This window comes from Vreelandella aquamarina (assembly GCF_020075495.1).
Taxonomy (GTDB): Bacteria; Pseudomonadota; Gammaproteobacteria; order Pseudomonadales; family Halomonadaceae; genus Vreelandella; species Vreelandella aquamarina_A.
In genome coordinates this window covers 150,519-168,796 of sequence record NZ_JABYQT010000006.1, presented here as the reverse complement: position 1 = coordinate 168,796, position 18,278 = coordinate 150,519, and the positions used below count along the sequence as shown (strand labels likewise).

At 60.9% G+C, this 18,278-nt stretch carries 16 protein-coding genes; 7 read left to right on the top strand and 9 right to left on the bottom strand.

The features are described 5' to 3' along the window. Window positions 1–23: 23 nt before the first annotated feature. Genes HW452_RS11515 through HW452_RS11505 form a run of 3 tightly spaced genes read right to left on the bottom strand, consistent with a single transcriptional unit; the run spans window position 24 to window position 4,298 of the window. Complete coding sequence (locus tag HW452_RS11515; RefSeq protein WP_224106250.1) at window positions 24–812, bottom strand: FkbM family methyltransferase; 789 nt, start codon at window positions 810–812, stop codon at window positions 24–26. Beyond that, entirely contained in the window at window positions 812–2,782 is a 1,971-nt protein-coding gene (mdoH, locus tag HW452_RS11510) for a glucans biosynthesis glucosyltransferase MdoH (protein WP_224106249.1), read from the bottom strand. Before mdoH ends, HW452_RS11515 begins: the two co-directional genes overlap by 1 nt. Then, complete coding sequence (locus HW452_RS11505) at window positions 2,775–4,298, bottom strand: glucan biosynthesis protein (protein ID WP_224106248.1); 1,524 nt, start codon at window positions 4,296–4,298, stop codon at window positions 2,775–2,777. The genes mdoH and HW452_RS11505 overlap by 8 nt, the downstream gene beginning before the upstream one ends. A gap of 204 nt (window positions 4,299–4,502) precedes the next feature. Between HW452_RS11505 and HW452_RS11500 the strand changes: the two genes are divergently transcribed. Further along, window positions 4,503–6,113 carry an alkaline phosphatase gene (locus HW452_RS11500; RefSeq protein ID WP_224106247.1) on the top strand — a complete coding sequence of 537 codons (1,611 nt, stop codon included), beginning with the start codon at window positions 4,503–4,505 and terminating at the stop codon, window positions 6,111–6,113. Further along, window positions 6,098–7,507 (top strand): mannose-1-phosphate guanylyltransferase/mannose-6-phosphate isomerase, encoded by a 1,410-nt coding sequence (locus HW452_RS11495; protein ID WP_224106246.1) that lies wholly within the window; start codon window positions 6,098–6,100, stop codon window positions 7,505–7,507. The genes HW452_RS11500 and HW452_RS11495 overlap by 16 nt, the downstream gene beginning before the upstream one ends. Window positions 7,508–7,510: 3 nt before the next feature. On the opposite strand, the gene HW452_RS11490 is transcribed toward HW452_RS11495, so the two are convergent. The 3 genes from HW452_RS11490 to HW452_RS11480 all read right to left on the bottom strand — a co-directional run bounded on the left by HW452_RS11490 (window position 7,511) and on the right by HW452_RS11480 (window position 9,336). Then, window positions 7,511–8,446, bottom strand: coding sequence for a lysophospholipid acyltransferase family protein (locus tag HW452_RS11490; RefSeq protein WP_224106245.1), 936 nt, complete (start codon window positions 8,444–8,446; stop codon window positions 7,511–7,513). A 3-nt stretch (window positions 8,447–8,449) separates the two neighbouring features. Then, window positions 8,450–8,848: a DUF4870 family protein gene (locus HW452_RS11485; RefSeq protein WP_224106244.1), complete on the bottom strand. Its 399-nt coding sequence runs from the start codon at window positions 8,846–8,848 to the stop codon at window positions 8,450–8,452. A 107-nt stretch (window positions 8,849–8,955) separates the two neighbouring features. Beyond that, the gene (locus tag HW452_RS11480) at window positions 8,956–9,336 is read right to left on the bottom strand and encodes a VOC family protein (RefSeq protein ID WP_224106243.1); all 381 of its coding nucleotides are present in this window, start codon (window positions 9,334–9,336) and stop codon (window positions 8,956–8,958) included. Here HW452_RS11480 and HW452_RS11475 point away from each other — a divergent pair. The 4 genes from HW452_RS11475 to HW452_RS11460 all read left to right on the top strand — a co-directional run bounded on the left by HW452_RS11475 (window position 9,335) and on the right by HW452_RS11460 (window position 14,230). Beyond that, on the top strand, window positions 9,335–10,015 hold the full coding sequence (locus HW452_RS11475) for a class I SAM-dependent methyltransferase (RefSeq protein ID WP_224106242.1): 681 nt from the start codon (window positions 9,335–9,337) through the stop codon (window positions 10,013–10,015). The genes HW452_RS11480 and HW452_RS11475 overlap by 2 nt on opposite strands. A gap of 138 nt (window positions 10,016–10,153) precedes the next feature. After that, window positions 10,154–11,527: an MFS transporter gene (locus tag HW452_RS11470; RefSeq protein ID WP_224106241.1), complete on the top strand. Its 1,374-nt coding sequence runs from the start codon at window positions 10,154–10,156 to the stop codon at window positions 11,525–11,527. A 108-nt stretch (window positions 11,528–11,635) separates the two neighbouring features. Next, window positions 11,636–13,408 (top strand): acyl-CoA dehydrogenase, encoded by a 1,773-nt coding sequence (locus HW452_RS11465; protein ID WP_224106240.1) that lies wholly within the window; start codon window positions 11,636–11,638, stop codon window positions 13,406–13,408. Between the two features lie 48 nt (window positions 13,409–13,456). Continuing rightward, the gene (locus HW452_RS11460; RefSeq protein ID WP_224106239.1) at window positions 13,457–14,230 is read left to right on the top strand and encodes an enoyl-CoA hydratase-related protein; all 774 of its coding nucleotides are present in this window, start codon (window positions 13,457–13,459) and stop codon (window positions 14,228–14,230) included. Between the two features lie 64 nt (window positions 14,231–14,294). Here the strand turns inward: HW452_RS11460 and HW452_RS11455 are convergent, their stop codons facing one another. The 3 genes from HW452_RS11455 to HW452_RS11445 are packed head-to-tail and all read right to left on the bottom strand — an operon-like array spanning window position 14,295 to window position 17,467. Then, window positions 14,295–15,305, bottom strand: coding sequence for a zinc-binding dehydrogenase (locus tag HW452_RS11455; protein WP_224106238.1), 1,011 nt, complete (start codon window positions 15,303–15,305; stop codon window positions 14,295–14,297). Between the two features lie 23 nt (window positions 15,306–15,328). Beyond that, window positions 15,329–16,099, bottom strand: a complete 771-nt coding sequence (locus HW452_RS11450; protein WP_224106237.1) for an SDR family oxidoreductase — start codon at window positions 16,097–16,099, stop codon at window positions 15,329–15,331. Between the two features lie 9 nt (window positions 16,100–16,108). Continuing rightward, window positions 16,109–17,467 carry a GntP family permease gene (locus tag HW452_RS11445; protein ID WP_224106236.1) on the bottom strand — a complete coding sequence of 453 codons (1,359 nt, stop codon included), beginning with the start codon at window positions 17,465–17,467 and terminating at the stop codon, window positions 16,109–16,111. 262 nt (window positions 17,468–17,729) lie between these two features. Here HW452_RS11445 and HW452_RS11440 point away from each other — a divergent pair, with 262 nt between their 5' ends. Then, window positions 17,730–18,269 carry a YaeQ family protein gene (locus tag HW452_RS11440; protein ID WP_224106235.1) on the top strand — a complete coding sequence of 180 codons (540 nt, stop codon included), beginning with the start codon at window positions 17,730–17,732 and terminating at the stop codon, window positions 18,267–18,269. Window positions 18,270–18,278 lie beyond the last annotated feature (9 nt).

The window sequence follows — 18,278 nt, the reverse complement described above, 5'->3', positions numbered from 1 at the left end:
CTGTCAGGTTAGCACTTGAAGAGCTATCGAGCGCTTGTACGGCTCACCGCCGGATGGTCGGCCCGACAGGCGTAAAGATCACCCGAGGCCAGGCCATCGGCCTGGCGAGTGAACCACTCACCGATGGCCTCGGGCGTTTGCCAGGTTGACCAGTGAAACTCGCGCTGCTCGCCGGCAATGGCATTGAAGCGGTAATCCCCCAGCCTGTTTAACTGGGCAACGCAGGCGTGGCCAACATCGAGCGCCCCGGCCACGAACTCCACCGAAAGGGCGGCTACCGGCCGGCTGAGGCCTGCCAGCACCTCGGCTTCGTAGCCCTCGACATCTATCTTGATAAAGCTGGGCTCACCGTATTCGTCGATCAGTTGATCCAGGGTGGTAACGGGCACGCGTATCTGCCGTTCCCAGCGGACCTTGCGAAAGCTTTCGTTGCGCTCGCCAATCTGGTCGCGCCAATCAAGCGCCAGGGTGGACAGCGTCGGGTTGCGGGTACTGATGGCAATATCGGCCACGCCGGGCGCGGCGCCGGCGGCCAGCGGCAACAGGGTGACCGTTGGGTAGCGGACAATCCGCCGAAACCATTTGGCAAGTTCGGGCTGTGGCTCCAGCGCGACCACGCGCGCCCCCAGTGCATGAAAGGCGGCGCTGCGATCACCCAGATGGGCGCCTACATCAAATGCGGTATCGCCAGGCGCGATGAAGGGGCGGTAAAGGCGCTGCAGGCTCCGTTGCCTGCCGGGGCGCCAGTAGACCAGCAGCGAGCGGGCAACCCCGCCTGCACTGCCGAGCCGATGCAGAAGAGGCTGCTGCATCAATGAGGCTCCTTCGCTGCGGGCGCCGCTTGCACTGCATCGAACTGGGTAAGCGACTGGCTGGGCATGTCACCCATGAGTTCGCAGGGCAGAGGTGTCAGCAGCCTGTTGCTGTCAGCCCTGAGCGGTTGAGTTTCACTGTGACGCTCCATCAGCGCGTTGAAATCGTCCAGCAGCGCCGGGCTGAGGCTGGTACTCGGCGTTTGCAGCAGCCCAAGGCGACGGTTGACCACGCCACCCCAGGTGCTGCTGCTGGAGTACTTGATGATCGGTACCGCTACCACCAGACCCAGCCAGACGGGCGTCAACCAGCCAAAGGCGGGAGCAGAAAACAGCATGACGCTGCCGGCCCAGGCGATACCGCATAGAGTCATCCAGCCAGCGTGCTGCCACACCTCTTGCCAGGGCAATGAGCGCTCGCCGCGCGGCTGAGTCTGCCATTCGATCGAACGGCCCAGCAGTACGTTGATGATGAACAGGCTGTGCCAGGCCATCATCAGCGGGGCAATCAACGCGGCAAAGAGAATTTCCAGCAGGGCGCTTGCCAGCAGCTTTGCGCGCCCGCCAAAGGCATGGGGCGACTGGAAAAACGCCAGTGTCAGGCCAAGCAGCTTGGGCGCGACCAGCATGCCCAGCGTAATGGAAAGCAGCCCGGCCGACAGCGACTTGGGCAGGGCCTGTGTGGGCGGTGCATCGATGGCGTGGTAGCCCACCAGGAGACTTGAGCACACCAGCAGGCCCAGCCAGACCAGTGACGACAGATAGGCAAATGCACCGAACAGAAAGTGCAGGCGGCTGACAGGATGCAAGCCAGCCCCGGTGAGCAGGCGCAAATGCTGGAGATTGCCTTGCAGCCAGCGCCGGTCACGCTTGGCAAAGTCGAGCATGTTGCTGGGCATGGCTTCAAAGCTGTTGTGTGAAGCACTGGCGTATGGGTTGCGTCGTGATACGGCGGTTGTCGCCGTGGTGTCCAGCAACACCTGCCACCCGCTGCGTTTGAGCAGGGCCGCCTCGACAAAGTCGTGGCTGAGAATCTCCCCACCCAGCGGCGGCTTGCCAGGCAGAGTGGGCAGTCCGGCGCTGGTCATGAAGGCACGGGTGCGAATGATGGCGTTATGCCCCCAGTAGTTGGCCGCATCGCCTTGCCAGAAACTCTGCCCGGCGGCCAGCATGGGGCTGTAGAGCGCCGAGGCAAACTGAGTAAACAGGCCAAACAGGGTGCGCTGTCCAACCGGAATGGGCACGGTCTGAATCAGCCCCACGCCCGGCTGGTGCTCCATGCGATGCACCAGGTTCAAGAGCGTGGCGCCGCTCATCAGGCTGTCGGCATCAAGCACGACCATATAGTCGTAACGCTGTCCCCAGCGGCGGCAGAAATCCGCGATATTGCCCGCCTTGCGGCCCAGGTTGTTCTCCCGGCGACGGTAGTGCACCGCAAGCTGACCAGCCAGGCGCTGCTGCAGGGCGGCCACGTGGGCGGCTTCTATTTCGGTTTTTTCAGGGTCTTGAGTATCGCTCAAGATGAACACTTCAAAGTGTTCGCCAAGCGGTGTTCCCAGATGCTGGTGAACCGCGCCGGCTTGCTCCAGAAGCGAGCGGCAGGTGGCTTCAAGCCCTGCAATGGTAGGTAGGGGCGGTTCTGCGTAAATGGGCATGACCAGGGCGGTGCGGCCTTCAAGCGTATGATCATCCGGAGAAAGGGCGACTTGCTTGCGCAGGCTCAGTGGGTCCAGTCGCAGAGCGCTTACCAGAAAACCAAAGATGGCAACCCAGAAGGCCAGCGCGATCCAGGTAAACGTCAGCGCAAACAGCGCAAGGGTCATGATCTGCCAGCCCACACCCAATCCGGAAACCACGCGATTGAGCGCCACGCAGCCCGCCAGGCTGGTCAGTACCACCAGCACGGTCAGAAGGGCACGGCGAAGCCCCAGGCCTGGAATCAACGGGGTCGTTTCACTGATCTTATGCATCGGGATACCATACGTAGTTCCAGGTTTCGCTAATCGGCTCTCCGTTCAACATCAAACGCAGACGGATATCGCTGGGTTCGCCCGTGGCGGGAATGCGGAAGCTGGCTCGCCAGGCGTTATCGGAAAGTGCCGTCACCTGAGGGATCAGGATCTCGCTTCTTTGGGCGCTGATATCCAGCGTTACCGGCGCATCCGGGGGGATATCCCCGAGTACGCCGCCTTCAAAATCGACGACGAACTGGCGCTGCGGGTTGTGTTCGCTGGCTTGCCCAAGCCCCCAGAGCCCGCCATGGCGGGTGCGTACTACTCGGCCCAGCGTCAGCTCCTCGGGGTTATCGTTCAGCGTATAGGTATGGTAGTGAAGTTTGCGCGTGTTGCCGGCCTCGAGCGGTTCGTCGGCGACCCAGTAGGCCACGATATTGTCGAAGGTTTCATCCTGGGTGGGAATTTCCACCAGCTCTACATGGCCGGGCCCCCAGGGCTCGATAGGCGCGACCCACTGGCTTGGCCGGCGATGGTACTGCGCTTCCATGTCCAGGTAGCGGTCGAAATCACGCTCGCGCTGCATCAACCCGAACCCGCCCGGGTTACTGTCCAGAAAACTCGAAACGCGCAGGGCATCAGGATTGCTGAGCGGGCGCCAGATCCACTCATCGGCGCCAGTATGCATCAGAAGGCCATCTGAATCGTGCACCTGGGGCCGGAAATCATCCTGGCGTTCGTGACTCGCCTCGCCAAAGGTGTACATGCTGGTTAGCGGAGCAACACCCAGCTTGGCAATATCGTCACGCGCGAACAGCTGGGCTTCCACTTCGGCATCGGTCTGCTCGCCCGGGCGCAGGGTGAAGCGGTAAGCGCCGCTCAGCGATGGGCTGTCCAGCAGGGCAAGCAGAACGATCTCCTCGGCCTTGGCATCTGGCTTGTAGAGCCAGAACTCGCGGAAGGCAGGAAACTCCTCTTCTTCAGATGATGCCGTGTTGATGGCGAGCCCGCGTGTCGAGAGTCCAAAGACCTGGTCCTTGCCCGTCAGGCGAAAATAGCTGGCGCCAAGGAAGACCGCGAACTCGTCGGCGTACTCGCTGGTGTTGAGCGGGTAGTGCAACCGGAAACCGGCATGGCCGCTGCCGCTCAAATCCTGCTCGAGCAGCGCCTGGGCATCACCATCGTATTGAAAATCTTCGGTTGAAAAGGGCAGGCGGGAAACGGTGTCGTCATCAATGATATTGAGGGTAACTGGCGCCTTGAACAAGAAACCGCTATGAAACAGCTGCAGATTGAACGGGCTTTCATCACGCCAATAGGCGTGGTCGGGAGCAAAGCGGATCTGCCGGTAGGTGTCGTAACTCAGCTCTTTCAGGACGTCGGGTAACCTTTCATCAGGCGCCTGATACGCTGTTTCAGCAAGCATCCGGGCTTGCTCGATGACGGCGTCATAATGCCTGTCATCAGCGCTGGCAGGTAACGCAGCAAGGCCGCCAAGCAGTAATATCCATTTCCCGTTCTTCGTAAACCGCATAGGCGAGTTCCTTTCAATGCCAAATCTAGAGAGTGAGCCAACGCCAATTCAAGCGTGTTTTTTTGAACAAATATTATACGCTTAGTACTTGATGCACACTGTGTATTTACTTCTGGGCCGTCAGCCGGCCCCTCCAAGCCTGCCATTCAATGCGGTCAAGAATCGATGTTGGCTACCACTCGTTGAAATAATAATGAGAGCGATATGTTGCGATTATTGTCAGGTGCGTTGGCACTCAATCTGCTGCTGGTCGCGCCCCTTTGGTGGCGTTTCGGCACCTTTGGCCATCCCCTCGTTGCCTGGGAAGCGTGGATCATCGTTCCACTGATGCTGATATTGCCCGTAGGGCCGTTTCGCCGACTGATGAGCGTTGCCCTGGTCAGCTGGGTTGCCTTGGCGACCGTTGCCAACGTGGGTGATGCAGCCACCCACATGGCGTTTGGAAGGCCGCTAAACCTTTATTTAGACACCCCTTTAATGCGTTCCGTATTTCATCTGCTTGTAGGTAATGTAGGCCAAGTATGGGCCATTTGCGCGATGCTGGCAGGCGCGGCTTTACTGTTGGGTATCCTGTGGGCGCTGGTGCGCCTTCTGACACCACGCCATACGTTAGCAGCGAATCGCATCAAGGGGGGCGTGGCACTTGGTCTGGGGGTACTGGCCACCTGTCTGGCACTCGGCCAATTGGCTAACAGGCTCGTTATGCCCCAGGCGGCACTGCCGATGATCGAGGCAACACGTTTTCAATGGCAGCAGATAGTGACCACACACCGTGCGCGCCTGGCATTTGCCGAACAACTTGAAACCGCCCCGCTCAAGGCCCAGGCCCTACCAGGGCTTGATGAGCGTAACGTGCTGCTGACCTTTGTGGAGTCCTACGGGGTATCGGCGATCAACGACCCACGTTATAGCGACGTACTGCTGCCCACGCTGTCTACCATGCAGCAGCGCCTGGATGCTCGCGGCCTTCATGTAGTGTCGGGGCTTGTGGAAGCGCCCATTCGTGGCGGCCAGTCCTGGCTTGCCCACGCTACGCTGCTCAGCGGACGGTGGGTGGATAACCAGCTCTGGTACCGGCTGATGCTGAGTACCCAGAGCCCCACGCTGATCGATGATTTCAAGGCGACCGGCCAGCGTACACTGAGTATCATGCCCGCCATTACCCTGGCCTGGCCGGAAGGCGAGGCTTACGGCTTCGATGATATCGTGGTGGCAAAGGACATCGATTACGCAGGCCCCCCCCTTAACTGGGTGACCATGCCCGATCAGTTCACGCTCGACTATACCCAACGCCATCTGCTCGGTGACGCACCAGTGTTTGCGCAGATGGCGTTGATTTCGAGCCACGCGCCCTGGACTCCCATTCTGCCGGTAATAGAGGACTGGGAGTCGATTGGTGACGGCAGGATCTTCGCACCGTGGGAAGATGCTGGCGACCCGCCGGAGGTGCTTTGGCAGGATATCGAACGTATTCGCGACCACTATGCCTGGTCAGTCGACTACGCTGTAAAGGTGACCGGACGCTGGGCAGAACGCGTGGTGGACGACAATACCCTGATGATCATGCTGGGCGACCACCAGCCAGCCCCGTTGATTACCGGTGATGAGGCAAGCGCCGCAGTCCCCGTGCATATCATCAGCGGCGACCCGGCGCTGCTGGCGCCGTTCTATGCCCACGGGTTCGTGGATGGCACGCTGCCTAATCTAGACAACCCGGAACGCGCCGCCCGAATGAGCCAACTTCGTCACTGGCTGAAGGAGGGGTTTGGTGCGGATGATTTGCCTATAAGGAAGACACCATGGTCCAGCCGGTAATTTTATGCGGAGGTAGCGGTACACGGCTATGGCCGCTCTCCCGTGAGCAGATGCCCAAGCAGTTCTTGCGACTGACCTCCTCTCTGAGCTTGCTGCAGCAGACCCTTGGTCGGCTCGAGGGTTTGACTACCGCGTCGCCCATTATCATGGCCCATCAGGCACACCGCTTTCTGGTCGCCGAGCAATTGCGCGAGCAGGCGCAGCAGGCGCGTATCGTACTGGAACCTGAAGGACGTAATACTGCCCCGGCGATTGCCTGTGCGGCGCTACTGGCACTTGAGGCCGGCGACGACCCGCTGCTGCTGGTATTGCCCGCTGATCATGCAATTGGTGATGAGGCTGCTTTTCAAAAAAGCGTCAATCGCGCCGTTACACTGGCCGAGCAGGGCTATCTGGTGACATTTGGCGTGGTACCCACGTGTCCGGAAACCGGCTATGGCTACATTGCCTGCGGCGAAGCACTGGGCCATGGACATAAGCTTTCCGCTTTTATCGAGAAGCCGGATAGCCAGTGTGCCGCAAAGCTTATCGAGCAGGGCAACACGCTGTGGAACAGCGGCATGTTCCTGCTGCGTGCTTCGAGCTATCTTGAGCAGCTTGAGCGTCTTCAGCCGCAGATGCTTTCAGCCTGTCGTGATGCAGTGACCCGGGCACAGAGCGACCTGGATTTCCTGCGTCTAGATAAGCAGGCCTTTACAGCGTGTGCGTCAGACTCTATCGACTACGCAGTGATGGAGCACTGTAAAAACGCTGCGGTTATCTCATTGGACGCCCAGTGGAGCGATATCGGCAGTTTCGATGCGTTATGGAGTATCGGCACGCCAGATGAAGCGGGGAATGTTATCCGTGGCGATGCGCTGCTGAAAGCAACCGCCAATTCGCTGATAATGGCTGAGCATCGGCTGGTGGCTACGCTGGGGGTGGCTGACCTGATCGTAGTGGAAACGCCGGACAGCGTGCTGGTGGCACACCGTGACCGGGCTCAAGAGGTCAAACAGCTGGTGGCAACGCTTACCCAGGCCGGGCGAAGCGAGCCGTGCTCCTCGTCCGAGGTGCACCGCCCTTGGGGCAGTTTCCAGGCAGTTGACAGCGGCGGACGCCATCAGGTCAAGCATATTACCGTCAAGCCGGGGGGCAGGCTCTCGCTGCAGCGCCACCACCACCGTGCTGAGCATTGGGTGGTCGTCAGCGGCACGGCGCGGGTAACGGTAGATGAGCGCTGCTTTCTGGTAAGCGAAAACCAGTCAACTTATATCCCAATAGGTACGCTGCACCGCCTTGAAAACCCAGGCAAGATCCCGCTAGAGCTGATTGAAGTCCAGTCCGGAGCTTATCTAGGCGAAGACGATATCGAGCGATTTGACGATGTGTATGCTCGTCAGAGCAATGAGTAGCGCTCAGTAAAGCCGAAAGCGGTTGGCCTCGGGATGGCCCTGCTGTTCTTCAACGACTTTGCGGTAGCGCTTGTACTCCCACTGGTACTGAGCCGGGTCGAGGGCAATGGAGGCCTCGACACTGGCGTTCACACCGCTGGCGGACGTCACTTCATCTTCGCTGTAGACCCGCTCGTCAGCATCCAGAAAGTGAATCGCAAAGCCGCGGCCAGGCAGGCGCAGGGCAACGCCTGTCACCACTCGCGCCTGGGTGCGCGCTACCAGCTTGGGTAGAAGGGTGGCGGTATAGGCGTTTCGGCCGTAGAACGGGGCGAAGACGCCGCTGCCCCAATCGGGCTCCTGGTCGGGCAGGATGCCGATGGCTTCACTGCGCTTGAGCGCCTTGAGAAGTGCCGCGACGCCGCGTGGGTTGGTGGGCACCAGTTGCGCACCCATGCGCTCGCGGCCATGGCGAATGATGGGCTCAAGCTCTGCAATCTTAGGTGGCTCGTACATGGCGGTAAACGGGAAATGGCTGGAAAGCCAGAAGTTGAGGACTTCCCAGTTGCCGAAATGCGGGGCCAGCACAATCACCCCCCGTCCTTCCGCCCGGGCGCCGTCCAGCTTCTCGCGGCCATATACTTCGACAATGCCGGCCTCGATACGCTCGGGTTTGGCCATCCAGGCGTAGCCAAGCTCCATCATCGTGGCAGTGGAGTGGCGCATACTCTGCATGGCCAGGGCGCGGCGCTCGCTGGCGTCGAGCCCTGGGTAGACAACCGCAAGGTTGAGGTCCGTCACCTTGCGCTCGCGTTTGCTGAAGCGATAGACCAAAGCCCCTACCAGAGACGCAAACCGCCAGAGTCTTGGCAGCGGCCAACCCGAGAGGGTTTTCCACAGCCAAGAGATAGCCCCGGCACGATTGAATGAACGACGTCTGGAGAAAGCCTGTTGTTCCATCGATTAAATCAGCCAGGTATCCACGTTGGCGGGAGCGCGCTGTTCCTGCAGCGCCTTGAAGCCGATGACACAGCGAATGATGATCCAGGCGGCGAGTGCAAAAAAGAGTACAATACCGATTAGTAACAGGGTCAAAAACAGGCAAATACACGCATACACGAACCCTATCCAGAACGTGCGGATTTGATAGCGATAGTGCTCATCAAGCCAGGCCGGGCCTTTGCCGCGATATACGTAGGCAATAATAACGCCGACAAACATGGTGAAACCGACCAGAAAGCTAGCCAGATAAAGGCCGTAATTCACCATGGCCATGGTGGTATCGGGTTTTTTGGCGGGAGAGCCTTGATGTGTCTCGTTATGTATTACTTCACCTTCAAGAGACGTATCGTTATCGCGCATGATGACTCCTGTTACATGCTTTTTTAGCTAAGTATCCTGTGGACACCGTTCGAGCGCGCTATGATAGCGCGCATGGCAGTGCTTTTCATCTAGACGGAAAGGTTTTGCTAACGCGCCGGCCGGCAGATTTCCAGCAGGTTGCCATCAGGGTCACGCAGGTAAACAGACTCGATGGCACCGTTGGCACCCTGGCGGGCCACCGGACCCAGCTCTACCTCGATGCCGAGTGCGTCCAGGTGCTGCTGGAACTCATCCAGGGGCAGCAGGCAGCGTAGGCACAGATCCAGGCTGCCCGGTGTGGGGGTGGCGGAAATGGGCGCTATGTCCGTATCGGTCTGGTGAAGCCTGAGGGCGGTATCGCCCAGCATCAAATCGACCCGCTGTGCATCACGGTAGCGTACGTCGAGCCCCAGAACGCGTGAATAGAAGTCAACGGCGCGACTTATATCCGTCACGGTAACAACAAGATGATCCAGTCCTGTGAGCATGCTACTTTCCTTAATTCAAAACCCGAAACCCGAGAAGACGACGATGCGCTGCTGCCCGCTATGCGATGCAACGACGGTGACTCACTATCATCAGGATCGTCGTCGTGATTACTACCAGTGTGGCACGTGCCTGCTGGTGTTCGTGCCGCCGGAGCAGCATTTAAGCGCTGCCCTCGAGAAGGCCGAATATGACCGGCACCAGAACTCCCCTCATGATACGGGATACCGGGCCTTTTTAGGGCGTTTGTTTACCCCGTTGGTGGCGAAACTGCCCGCCGGGGCCTGCGGCCTGGATTTTGGCGCAGGGCCGGGGCCAACGCTTTCGATCATGTTCGAAGAGGCGGGGCATCCCATGGCCATCTATGATGTCTTCTATGCGCCCGACCCGGAAGCACTACGCTCCTCCTATGCGTTCATTACCGCCACTGAAGTGGTCGAACACCTGGCACGGCCGGGACAGGTTCTTGCCCGGCTGCTTGGTCAGCTCGAAGCCGGCGGCTACCTTGGGGTGATGACCAAGCGTGTGACCGCCAAGGAAGCCTTTGCTCGCTGGCACTATATCAACGACCCGACCCACGTGTGCTTTTTCAGTGAAGCGACCTTCACGTGGTGGGCGCAAAAGCATCATTTGACAGTCGAATTTCCTGGCGATGACACTGTAATTCTACAAAAACACTGATCTATCCCGCTATGGTATGAAAAAGCGTTGACTTTATGCTATCCAAGGCAATAATTGCGCGCCCGTTGACTGCCTGCTTACGGTACAGGAGGCGAAAACGGAGCTTCTTGGCAACTCGTTAGGCAAGGTGAGGTTTTCATGTCGCGGCAACTATTGGCCATGGCGCTTGCGCCCCTGTTGGGCCTGTTCATTCTGGGGATCGGCAACGGCTTTCTGGCCACCCTGATCACGGTACGCCTGGATGCGGCGGGGGAGTCCGCCACCATCATCGGGATCGTTTCGTCGGCCTATTTCATCGGCCTGGCGCTGGGGGCGGTGTTCAACGACCGGCTGCTGCTGCGCATCGGCCATATCCGCGCCTATGGAAGCTTCGCCTCGCTGGTAGCGGTCACGGTACTGCTGCAGGGGCTGTTCTTCGATCCCTGGGCCTGGTTTGCGCTGCGCCTGATTGGTGGCTGGGCAACGGTAGGTGTCTACCTGGTCATCGAGAGCTGGCTGCTGACGGCAGGCGAGCAGAAGGTTCGTGGCCGTCTGCTGGCGCTGTACATGATTTCCCTCTACGCCGCCGGGGTCATCGGTCAACTACTGCTGGGCGTGACCAGTGCGATGGGGATGACCGCACCGTTCATGGTCATCGGCATGCTGGCTTCGCTGTCGGTACTGCCCATGGCGATGATTCCACGTGTCTCGCCCTTGATCGAGCACGCTGAACCCCTTCCACCGTACCGGCTTGTCATGCTGACACCGACAGGCGTGATGGGCAGCCTGGGGTCGGGCATGGTGGTGGCCGCGGCTTACAGCTTGCTGCCGCTTTACTTGCAGCGCATCGGCATGAGCGTCAATCAGGTGGGGCAGATGATGGCGCTGGTGATTCTGGGCGCGATGCTGCTGCAATACCCGATAGGCCGCTGGTCCGACCGCCATGACCGCCAGATGGTATTGATCGGCATCAGCGGATTCTGCGTGCTGATTTCTGCCGCCATGCTGTGGCTGCCGCTTTCCACTCCAGTGCTGGCAGTGCTGCTGTTCCTGCTGGGCGGAGGGGTCTTTGCCCTCTACCCGGTAGCCGTAAGCCACGCCGCCGACCGCGCACCGGCAGGGGCGCTCGTGCGAATGAGTCAGGGGCTTTTGCTGATCAACTCGATTGGTGCCACGCTCAGCCCGCTGCTGATTTCTCCGGTGATGACCGCCGTAGGCGATGCGGGGCTCTTCTGGTCGTTTGGTGGGCTTAGCCTTGTGTTCGTGCTGTTCTTCTCCTGGCGCCGTCACGTTCGTCCGGCGCCGATGCCGGTGGCGCCGTTTACCGCTACAACGCCCATGACGGCGGCCGGCGCGGAGCTGGTGATTACCGAAGAGCTTGTTCAGGGGGCGCTCGAACACGAGCACCTGGAGGATCTCTCCGAGGCGGTGCCGGATGTGGAGGTGGCCGAGCCCGTGGTCGGCCCGCCTGCCGAAGAGGAAGCGCATATCACCTACTATGATGATGTAGAGCAGGTGGGAGTGCGTAAATAGCCAAGGCTTGAGACGTTGGGCTAATGGTATGGCCAGGGGTGAGAAACTACTATCGAGTACAGTGCTGAACTATCAAACGATTGTTTTATTCTTCATCAAGGGGTTGCCATGAACCACTACGCCGCGCCGGTACGCGATCTGCGTTTTGTGCTCGAAGAGTTGCTCGGGCATCGTTCGCTCAGCTTGCCCAATTTCAGTGATATCAGCCCGGATGTGGTGGAGGCGGTGCTGGATGAAGCGGCCAAGCTTGCCGGTGATGTCTGGGGGCCACTGAATGCCACCGGCGACCGGGAAGGAGCCAGGCGCCAGCCCGATGGCAGTGTCACGATTCCGGCGGGGTTCGCTGCGGCCTACCAGGCCTATGTCGAGGGCGGCTGGAACGGGATCGGCGTCTCCGAGGCGCTTGGCGGCCAGAACCTGCCCGAGGTCGTCGCCAGCGCCGTTCAGGAAATGCTCCACGGCGCCAACATGGCGCTGGGTCTATGCCCTATGCTGACCGCCGGCGCTATCGAGGCGCTGGCCCACCACGGCAGCGAAGCACTCAAGGCCGTCTACCTGCCCAAGCTGGTGGAAGGCAGCTGGACCGGCACCATGAACCTGACCGAACCCCAGGCGGGGTCGGACCTTTCCAAGGTGCGCACCAAAGCCGTACCGGAGGGCGACCACTACCGCATCAGCGGCCAGAAGATCTACATTACCTGGGGCGAACACGACGCCGCCGAGAACATCATTCACCTGGTGCTCGCACGCAAACCCGATGCCCCCGAAGGCAACAGGGGCATCTCGCTGTTTCTGGTGCCCAAGTTCCTGGTCAACGCCGACGGCTCGCTTGGCGAGCGTAATGATGTGGTCTGCGCCGCCATCGAGCACAAGATGGGGATCCATGGCTCGCCCACTTGCACCTTGAGCTTTGGCGAGCAGGGCGGAGCGGTAGGTTATCTGGTGGGCGAAGAGGGCCGTGGGTTGAACCACATGTTCACCATGATGAACGAAGCCCGCCACAAGGTAGGCATTCAGGGCATCGGTGTGGCCGAGCGCGCCTGCCAGCATGCCCTGGCCTACGCCCGAGACCGCCAGCAGGGTCGCCTGCCCGCCGCTCGCGGTGGGCAGGAGTGTCCGATCAGCGAGCATCTGGATGTTCGCCGCATGCTGCTTTCCATGCGCGCGCGCACCGATGCATTGCGCGCTCTGGCGCTCTACTGCGCCGCTCAGCTGGATATTGCCCGCCATGGCGACGAGCCGAGCGCCCGCCAGGCAGCCCAGGCTCGCGCCGAGGTACTGATTCCCGTGGTCAAGAGCTTCTCGACCGATCAGGCGGTGGAGATCGCCTCAACGGGCATTCAGGTGCATGGCGGCATGGGCTATGTCGAAGAGACGGGCGCGGCCCAGCTGTTGCGCGATGCGCGCATCGCGCCGATTTATGAAGGCACCAACGGTATTCAGGCGCTGGACCTTGCAGGGCGCAAGCTGCAGCGCGACCAGGGCGAGGCATTCGGCGGCTTGCTGAGTGAGGTGGCCGCCACGGTTGAAACGTTGCAGGCTCATGCTGAGCTGGCGCCTTTGGGGCAGGCGCTGGCGGCGGGGCTCGAGGATCTGACCGCCGCTCAGCAGCAGGTGCTGGCAGAAGGCAGCGACCCGGAGCGCGGCCCCGATGCCGTTCAGGGCTACGCCACGCCCTTTTTGACCCTGACAGGTCATGTGCTCTGCGCCTGGCAAATGGGCCTGGCTGCGCTCGGTGCCCAGGCCGCCATCGAGCAGGGCAGCAGTGATCCCTTCTACATCGCCAAGCTGCAGAGCGCCCGCTTCGCCATTACCCAGTGGCTGCCCGTCGGGCGTGCCCAGCGGTCGGTAATCGAGGCAGGGCTTGAGTGTTTGCGCTAGGGTGGAAAGGGTCGCCCGCTAACCTCGCATAACAATCAAGGAGCCAACATGAGCGAAGCAGTGATTGAAAAGGTGGATAACGATGGTGTGGTGCGGTTGACCATCAACCGTCCCAAGGCGCTTAACGCGCTGAACAGCGAAGTGCTCGTCGCGCTTGAGTCGCATCTCACCGAGCTTGAAGCCCAGAGCAACCTGCGTGCCGTGCTGATTACCGGTGCCGGGGAGAAGTCCTTCGTGGCCGGTGCCGATATCACCGAGATGCGCGACAAGACCCCGGAAGAGGCGCGCGCCTTTGCAAGCCAGGCGCTGCGCACCATCAAACGTCTGGAAACGCTGCCGGTGCCGGTGGTCGCGCTGGTGAACGGGTTTTGCCTTGGCGGCGGCTGCGAACTGGCGCTGGCCTGCGACTGGGCGGTAGCAAGCTCCAATGCGGTGTTCGGCCAGCCCGAAGTGTTGCTGGGCGTGATCCCAGGCTTTGGCGGCACCCAGCGCCTGCCGCGCCGTGTCGGGCCGGCCATGGCGATCGACCTGGTCACCACCGGGCGCAAGATCGATGCTGAGGAGGCGCTGCGTATCGGTCTGGTCAATCGTGTCATGCCCCAGGCCGAGCTTGAAGATTATGTGCAAGAGCTTACCCGGCAGCTCAAGGGCAACGGTCCGCAGTCGGTTCGGGGCGCCAAGCAGGCGGTTCACGACGGCATGGATCAGGATCTGGACAGCGCTCTGGCGCTGGAAACTGCGCTGTTTGCCGTCTGCTTTGCAGGTGAAGAACAGAAAGAGGGCATGAGTGCCTTTGTCGAGAAGCGCAAGGCCAACTTTTAAACGCAAGCGCTGATCAAGAGAAGCGGGCCCACGGCCCGCTTCTTTTATTATGTGCTCTGGAACGTTACGGCCAGAGCTCGATCAGCACCTTGCCGGAGATGTCAGAATCCTTGGCAATGGCAAAGGCGTTCTGGGCATCCGCGGCGGGCAGCACGTGGGTGATGACATCATCAAAGCGCGCATCTGCAGCCAGCAGCGCAATCGCGTCATCGATTTCGTCATGAAAGCGGAAGCAGCCGCGTAGCTGAACTTCCTTGGCAATCAGCGGTGCCAGGGCAAGCGGCTGCGGGGTAGCGGGCATCATGCCGATCTGGGCGATGACGCCTGCCCGGCGAACCGCCAGAATGGCGCCGTTGATGGAGGCCGGCACGCCGGTGCACTCCAGCACCACGTCGAAGGATTCCTGCGGTACTTCATCTTCGCCGATACGGTAGGTGTGCTGCACGCCAAGTGCGCGCGCCCGGGAAAGCGGTCCTTCCAGCACATCGGTAATGCTCACCTCTAGAGCACCCTTGGCGAGTGCCGCTGCCGCCGCCAGCAGCCCGATGGGGCCAGCACCGCAGACCAGCACCCGCTGGTTCTCGACGCCGCCGGCCACCTCGATGCCATGCAGGCCAACGGCCAGAGGCTCGGCCAGCGCGGCACGCCTGAGCGGAAGGGAAGCGGGCAGTATCCTTATCATACCGGGGTCGACATCCAGGTACTCGCTCATGCCGCCCTGGGTATGCGGCCAGGTGGAAGCCGACCCCAGATAGGCGCCTTCCGGCCACAGATGTGGCTTGCCCTCGATGCCTGGCTGGCTTTTGCCAAAGGTGGCGGGGTGGAGGGTAACCGGCGTTCCCGGGGCCAGTTTGCCGCTCGGGTCTTCTTCGACCACCCCGGCCATCTCGTGGCCGGGGATCAGCGGCTCGCGCACCACGAAGGCCCCGTTGGCCCCCTCATGGTAGTAGTGAAGGTCCGAGCCGCAGATGCCGCCGAAGGCCATGCGCAGCCGGACTTTTCCCGCCGCCAGCGCAGGGAGAACGAGACTCTCTTCGCGCAGATCCTGCTTGCCGTGAATGACTAATGCTTGCATAGCGCTGCTTCCTGTTGGAGCTGTTAGACGACCGAGGTCATGCCGCCATCAACGAAGATGTTCTGTCCCGAAACGAAGCTTGAGGCGTCGGAGCACAGATACACCAGAGTGCCGACCAGCTCATCGAAATGACCCCAGCGCTGCGCGGGGGTACGCTTTTCGACCCACTGGTTGAACGCCGGGTCCTGCCACAGTGCGGTATTCATCTCGGTCTTGAAGTAGCCCGGCGAGATGCAGTTGACCTGAATGTTGAAGCGCGCCAGGTCCGCGGCCATTCCCTGGGTCAGCAGCGCAACGCCGCCCTTGGTGGCCGAGTAGGGGGCGATGGTTTCGCGAGCCAGTCTGGATTGCACCGAGCCGATGTTGACGACCTTGCCCGAGCCGCGTTCGGACATGGCGCGGGTGACCACCTGGGAGACGTAAAACAGGCTCGACAGGTTGGTCGCGACCAGCGCGTCCCAGTCAGACGGGGTAAATTCATTGAACGGTGCGCGCCGTTGAAGTCCGGCGTTGTTGACCAGGATGTCCGGCACGCCGTGCTGGGCGATTAATGCCTCGAGCGCTTGCTGAGTCGCCTTGGCGTCGGTCACGTCAAAGCTTGCTGCATCGACCTGGGTGCCGGTTTCCTCGGCCAGGGTGCGCGCCTCTTCCTTGACAAGCGCCAGGTCGCGGCCGTGAAGAATCACTCGTGCCCCCTGGTGGGCAAGGCCGCGGGCCAGGGCGTTGCCAAGACCTCGGGACGAACCGGTGATCAGCGCCAGGCGGTCACGGATATTGAACAGTGTCTGGGTCATGACAGGCCTCTAGAACAGCATGAAGATAAGGTAGGCGAAAACAAACCCCACCAGGGATTCCAAGGCCTGCTGTACCGTCCAGGTCTTGAGGGTGGTCTTGACGTCCATGCCGAGCAGGCGACCTACCAGCCAGAAGCCCGAGTCGTTGACATGACCGGCAAATACCGAACCTGCTGCGGTGGCAACCGTAATGGCCACCACCTGCATGGCGCTGAAGTCTGCGCCAATCACCGCCGGCGCCATCAGGCCTGCGGCAGTGACCAGGGCAACGGTAGCTGAGCCTTGGGCCAGGCGCATGATGACGGCGATCACATAGGCCGCGAAAATGATGGGCAGGCCCAGATCGCTAAGCGAGTTTGACAGCGCATCGCCAATGCCCGAGGCGCGCAGAACACCGCCGAACATGCCGCCGGCACCGGTAATCAGTACCACCGAACAGATGGGCGCCAGGGCGGAATCCAGCACCTTCTCGAGCGCATTGCCTCCCATGCCCCGGCGGTGGCCCAGTACCAGCATGGCCACCAGGGTGGAAATAAGCAGCGCCACCGGCGTGCTGCCCATGGCACGCATCAGCTGGAACCAGCCCTGGTCGCTGTCCACCGCGCCTAGCGAGCGTAGAAAATCGAGCCCGGTGTTCATGAAGATCAGTATCAAGGGCAGGGTCAGCATGAAGATGACCGTACCCACGGTGGGAGGATTGGTAATCTCCTCTTCCTTTACTTCGCCGAACAGGCCCTTCTCCAGAGGGAAGGGGTAGCGCTTGGCCACGAACTTACCCCACATGTAACCGGACACCCACCACATCGGAAAGGCGATGATCACGCCGGTGAGCATCAAGAGCCCCAGGTTGGCCTCATAAAGCTCCGAGGCGGTGACTGGCCCTGGGTGGGGAGGCAGGAATACGTGCATCACCGAGAACGCCGCGGCCGCCGGCATGGCGTACAGCAGGATGGGGCCGCCCAGGCGGCGCGCCACGGCAAAGATGATCGGCAGCATGACGATCAGGCCCGCATCGAAGAAGATGGGAAAGCCCATCAGCAGCGAAGCGATACCCAGCGCAAATGGGGCGCGCCTTTCACCGAACAGTTCGATCATCTTGTCCGCCAGCACGCGCGCGCCGCCGGAGTGCTCGACCAGCTTGCCCAGCATCGCTCCCAGGCCCACCAGCAGAGCAACCGCGCCCAGCGTGCCACCGAAGCTTTCGATCATGGTAGGCACGATGGCTGCAAAGGGAATATTGGTTGCAAAGGCGGTCAACAAGCTGATCACGATCAAGGCGAGAAAGGCGTGAACCTTGAATTTGATGATCAGTATCAGCAGCAGCAAGACTGCAGCGGCGGCGATGCCCAGCAGAGGGCCTGCCGACATCGTTTGCGTCCATCCATCCATGAGCGTGCTCCGGAATAAGGGTTGTTAGGCGGTGCATGCGCCGATGTTATCGGTAACATTGGTCTTGCGAGCATAGTAGGACATGACGACCCGCGTTAAACACCCGACCTTGGTTTAAGGAGCCTCTATGTGAAGTGAACGCCGTGCGGCATGGCGCTTTACAGGCAGATTATCGTATCGCCTGACGCGCATCGGGCAGCGCATGAGGTAAACTGGCCTAAAATTCGCGACGGAACTATCCATGGCCTTGAGTGCAACCCCTTATAAAGTAGACATCAACCTTACCGACCTGGACCGCGGGGTGTACGAGACGCTGCGTTTTACCGTGGCGCGTCACCCCTCGGAAACCGAGGAGCGGATGAGCGCGCGGCTGATTGCCTACGTGCTGTGGTACAGCGAGGCGTTGGCCTTCGGGCGCGGGCTTTCCGATGTGGACGAACCCGCACTGTGGGAAAAGAGCCTGGATGGCCGGGTGCTGCACTGGATCGAAGTGGGCGTTCCCGATGCCGAGCGGCTGACCTGGTGCTCGCGGCGCTCAGAGCGCGTGTCGCTGCTGGCCTATGGGCGTATCGACGTATGGGAAAACAAGGTGCTGCCCGGCGTTGCATCGCTCAAGAATGTCCACGTGGCCGCTCTGCCTCAAGAAGCGCTGGCAACGATTGCCCAGGGGCTGCCGCGTGCAATCGACTGGGCGGTCATGATTAGCGATGGATCGATCTATATTACCGATGAAAACGGCCAGCACGATATCACTCCGCAGTGGCTGCTGGGCGATCGATAAGCCTCGTTT

Excerpts from the sequence above, each read along its gene's own strand:
- HW452_RS11515 (WP_224106250.1), bottom strand. The coding sequence starts at position 812 with ATGCAGCAGCCTCTTCTGCATCGGCTCGGCAGTGCAGGCGGGGTTGCC.
- mdoH (WP_224106249.1), bottom strand. The coding sequence starts at position 2,782 with ATGCATAAGATCAGTGAAACGACCCCGTTGATTCCAGGCCTGGGGCTT.
- HW452_RS11505 (WP_224106248.1), bottom strand. The coding sequence starts at position 4,298 with ATGCGGTTTACGAAGAACGGGAAATGGATATTACTGCTTGGCGGCCTT.
- HW452_RS11500 (WP_224106247.1), top strand. The coding sequence starts at position 4,503 with ATGTTGCGATTATTGTCAGGTGCGTTGGCACTCAATCTGCTGCTGGTC.
- HW452_RS11495 (WP_224106246.1), top strand. The coding sequence starts at position 6,098 with ATGGTCCAGCCGGTAATTTTATGCGGAGGTAGCGGTACACGGCTATGG.
- HW452_RS11490 (WP_224106245.1), bottom strand. The coding sequence starts at position 8,446 with ATGGAACAACAGGCTTTCTCCAGACGTCGTTCATTCAATCGTGCCGGG.
- HW452_RS11485 (WP_224106244.1), bottom strand. The coding sequence starts at position 8,848 with ATGCGCGATAACGATACGTCTCTTGAAGGTGAAGTAATACATAACGAG.
- HW452_RS11475 (WP_224106242.1), top strand. The coding sequence starts at position 9,335 with ATGCTACTTTCCTTAATTCAAAACCCGAAACCCGAGAAGACGACGATG.
- HW452_RS11480 (WP_224106243.1), bottom strand. The coding sequence starts at position 9,336 with ATGCTCACAGGACTGGATCATCTTGTTGTTACCGTGACGGATATAAGT.
- HW452_RS11470 (WP_224106241.1), top strand. The coding sequence starts at position 10,154 with ATGTCGCGGCAACTATTGGCCATGGCGCTTGCGCCCCTGTTGGGCCTG.
- HW452_RS11465 (WP_224106240.1), top strand. The coding sequence starts at position 11,636 with ATGAACCACTACGCCGCGCCGGTACGCGATCTGCGTTTTGTGCTCGAA.
- HW452_RS11460 (WP_224106239.1), top strand. The coding sequence starts at position 13,457 with ATGAGCGAAGCAGTGATTGAAAAGGTGGATAACGATGGTGTGGTGCGG.
- HW452_RS11455 (WP_224106238.1), bottom strand. The coding sequence starts at position 15,305 with ATGCAAGCATTAGTCATTCACGGCAAGCAGGATCTGCGCGAAGAGAGT.
- HW452_RS11450 (WP_224106237.1), bottom strand. The coding sequence starts at position 16,099 with ATGACCCAGACACTGTTCAATATCCGTGACCGCCTGGCGCTGATCACC.
- HW452_RS11445 (WP_224106236.1), bottom strand. The coding sequence starts at position 17,467 with ATGTCGGCAGGCCCTCTGCTGGGCATCGCCGCCGCTGCAGTCTTGCTG.
- HW452_RS11440 (WP_224106235.1), top strand. The coding sequence starts at position 17,730 with ATGGCCTTGAGTGCAACCCCTTATAAAGTAGACATCAACCTTACCGAC.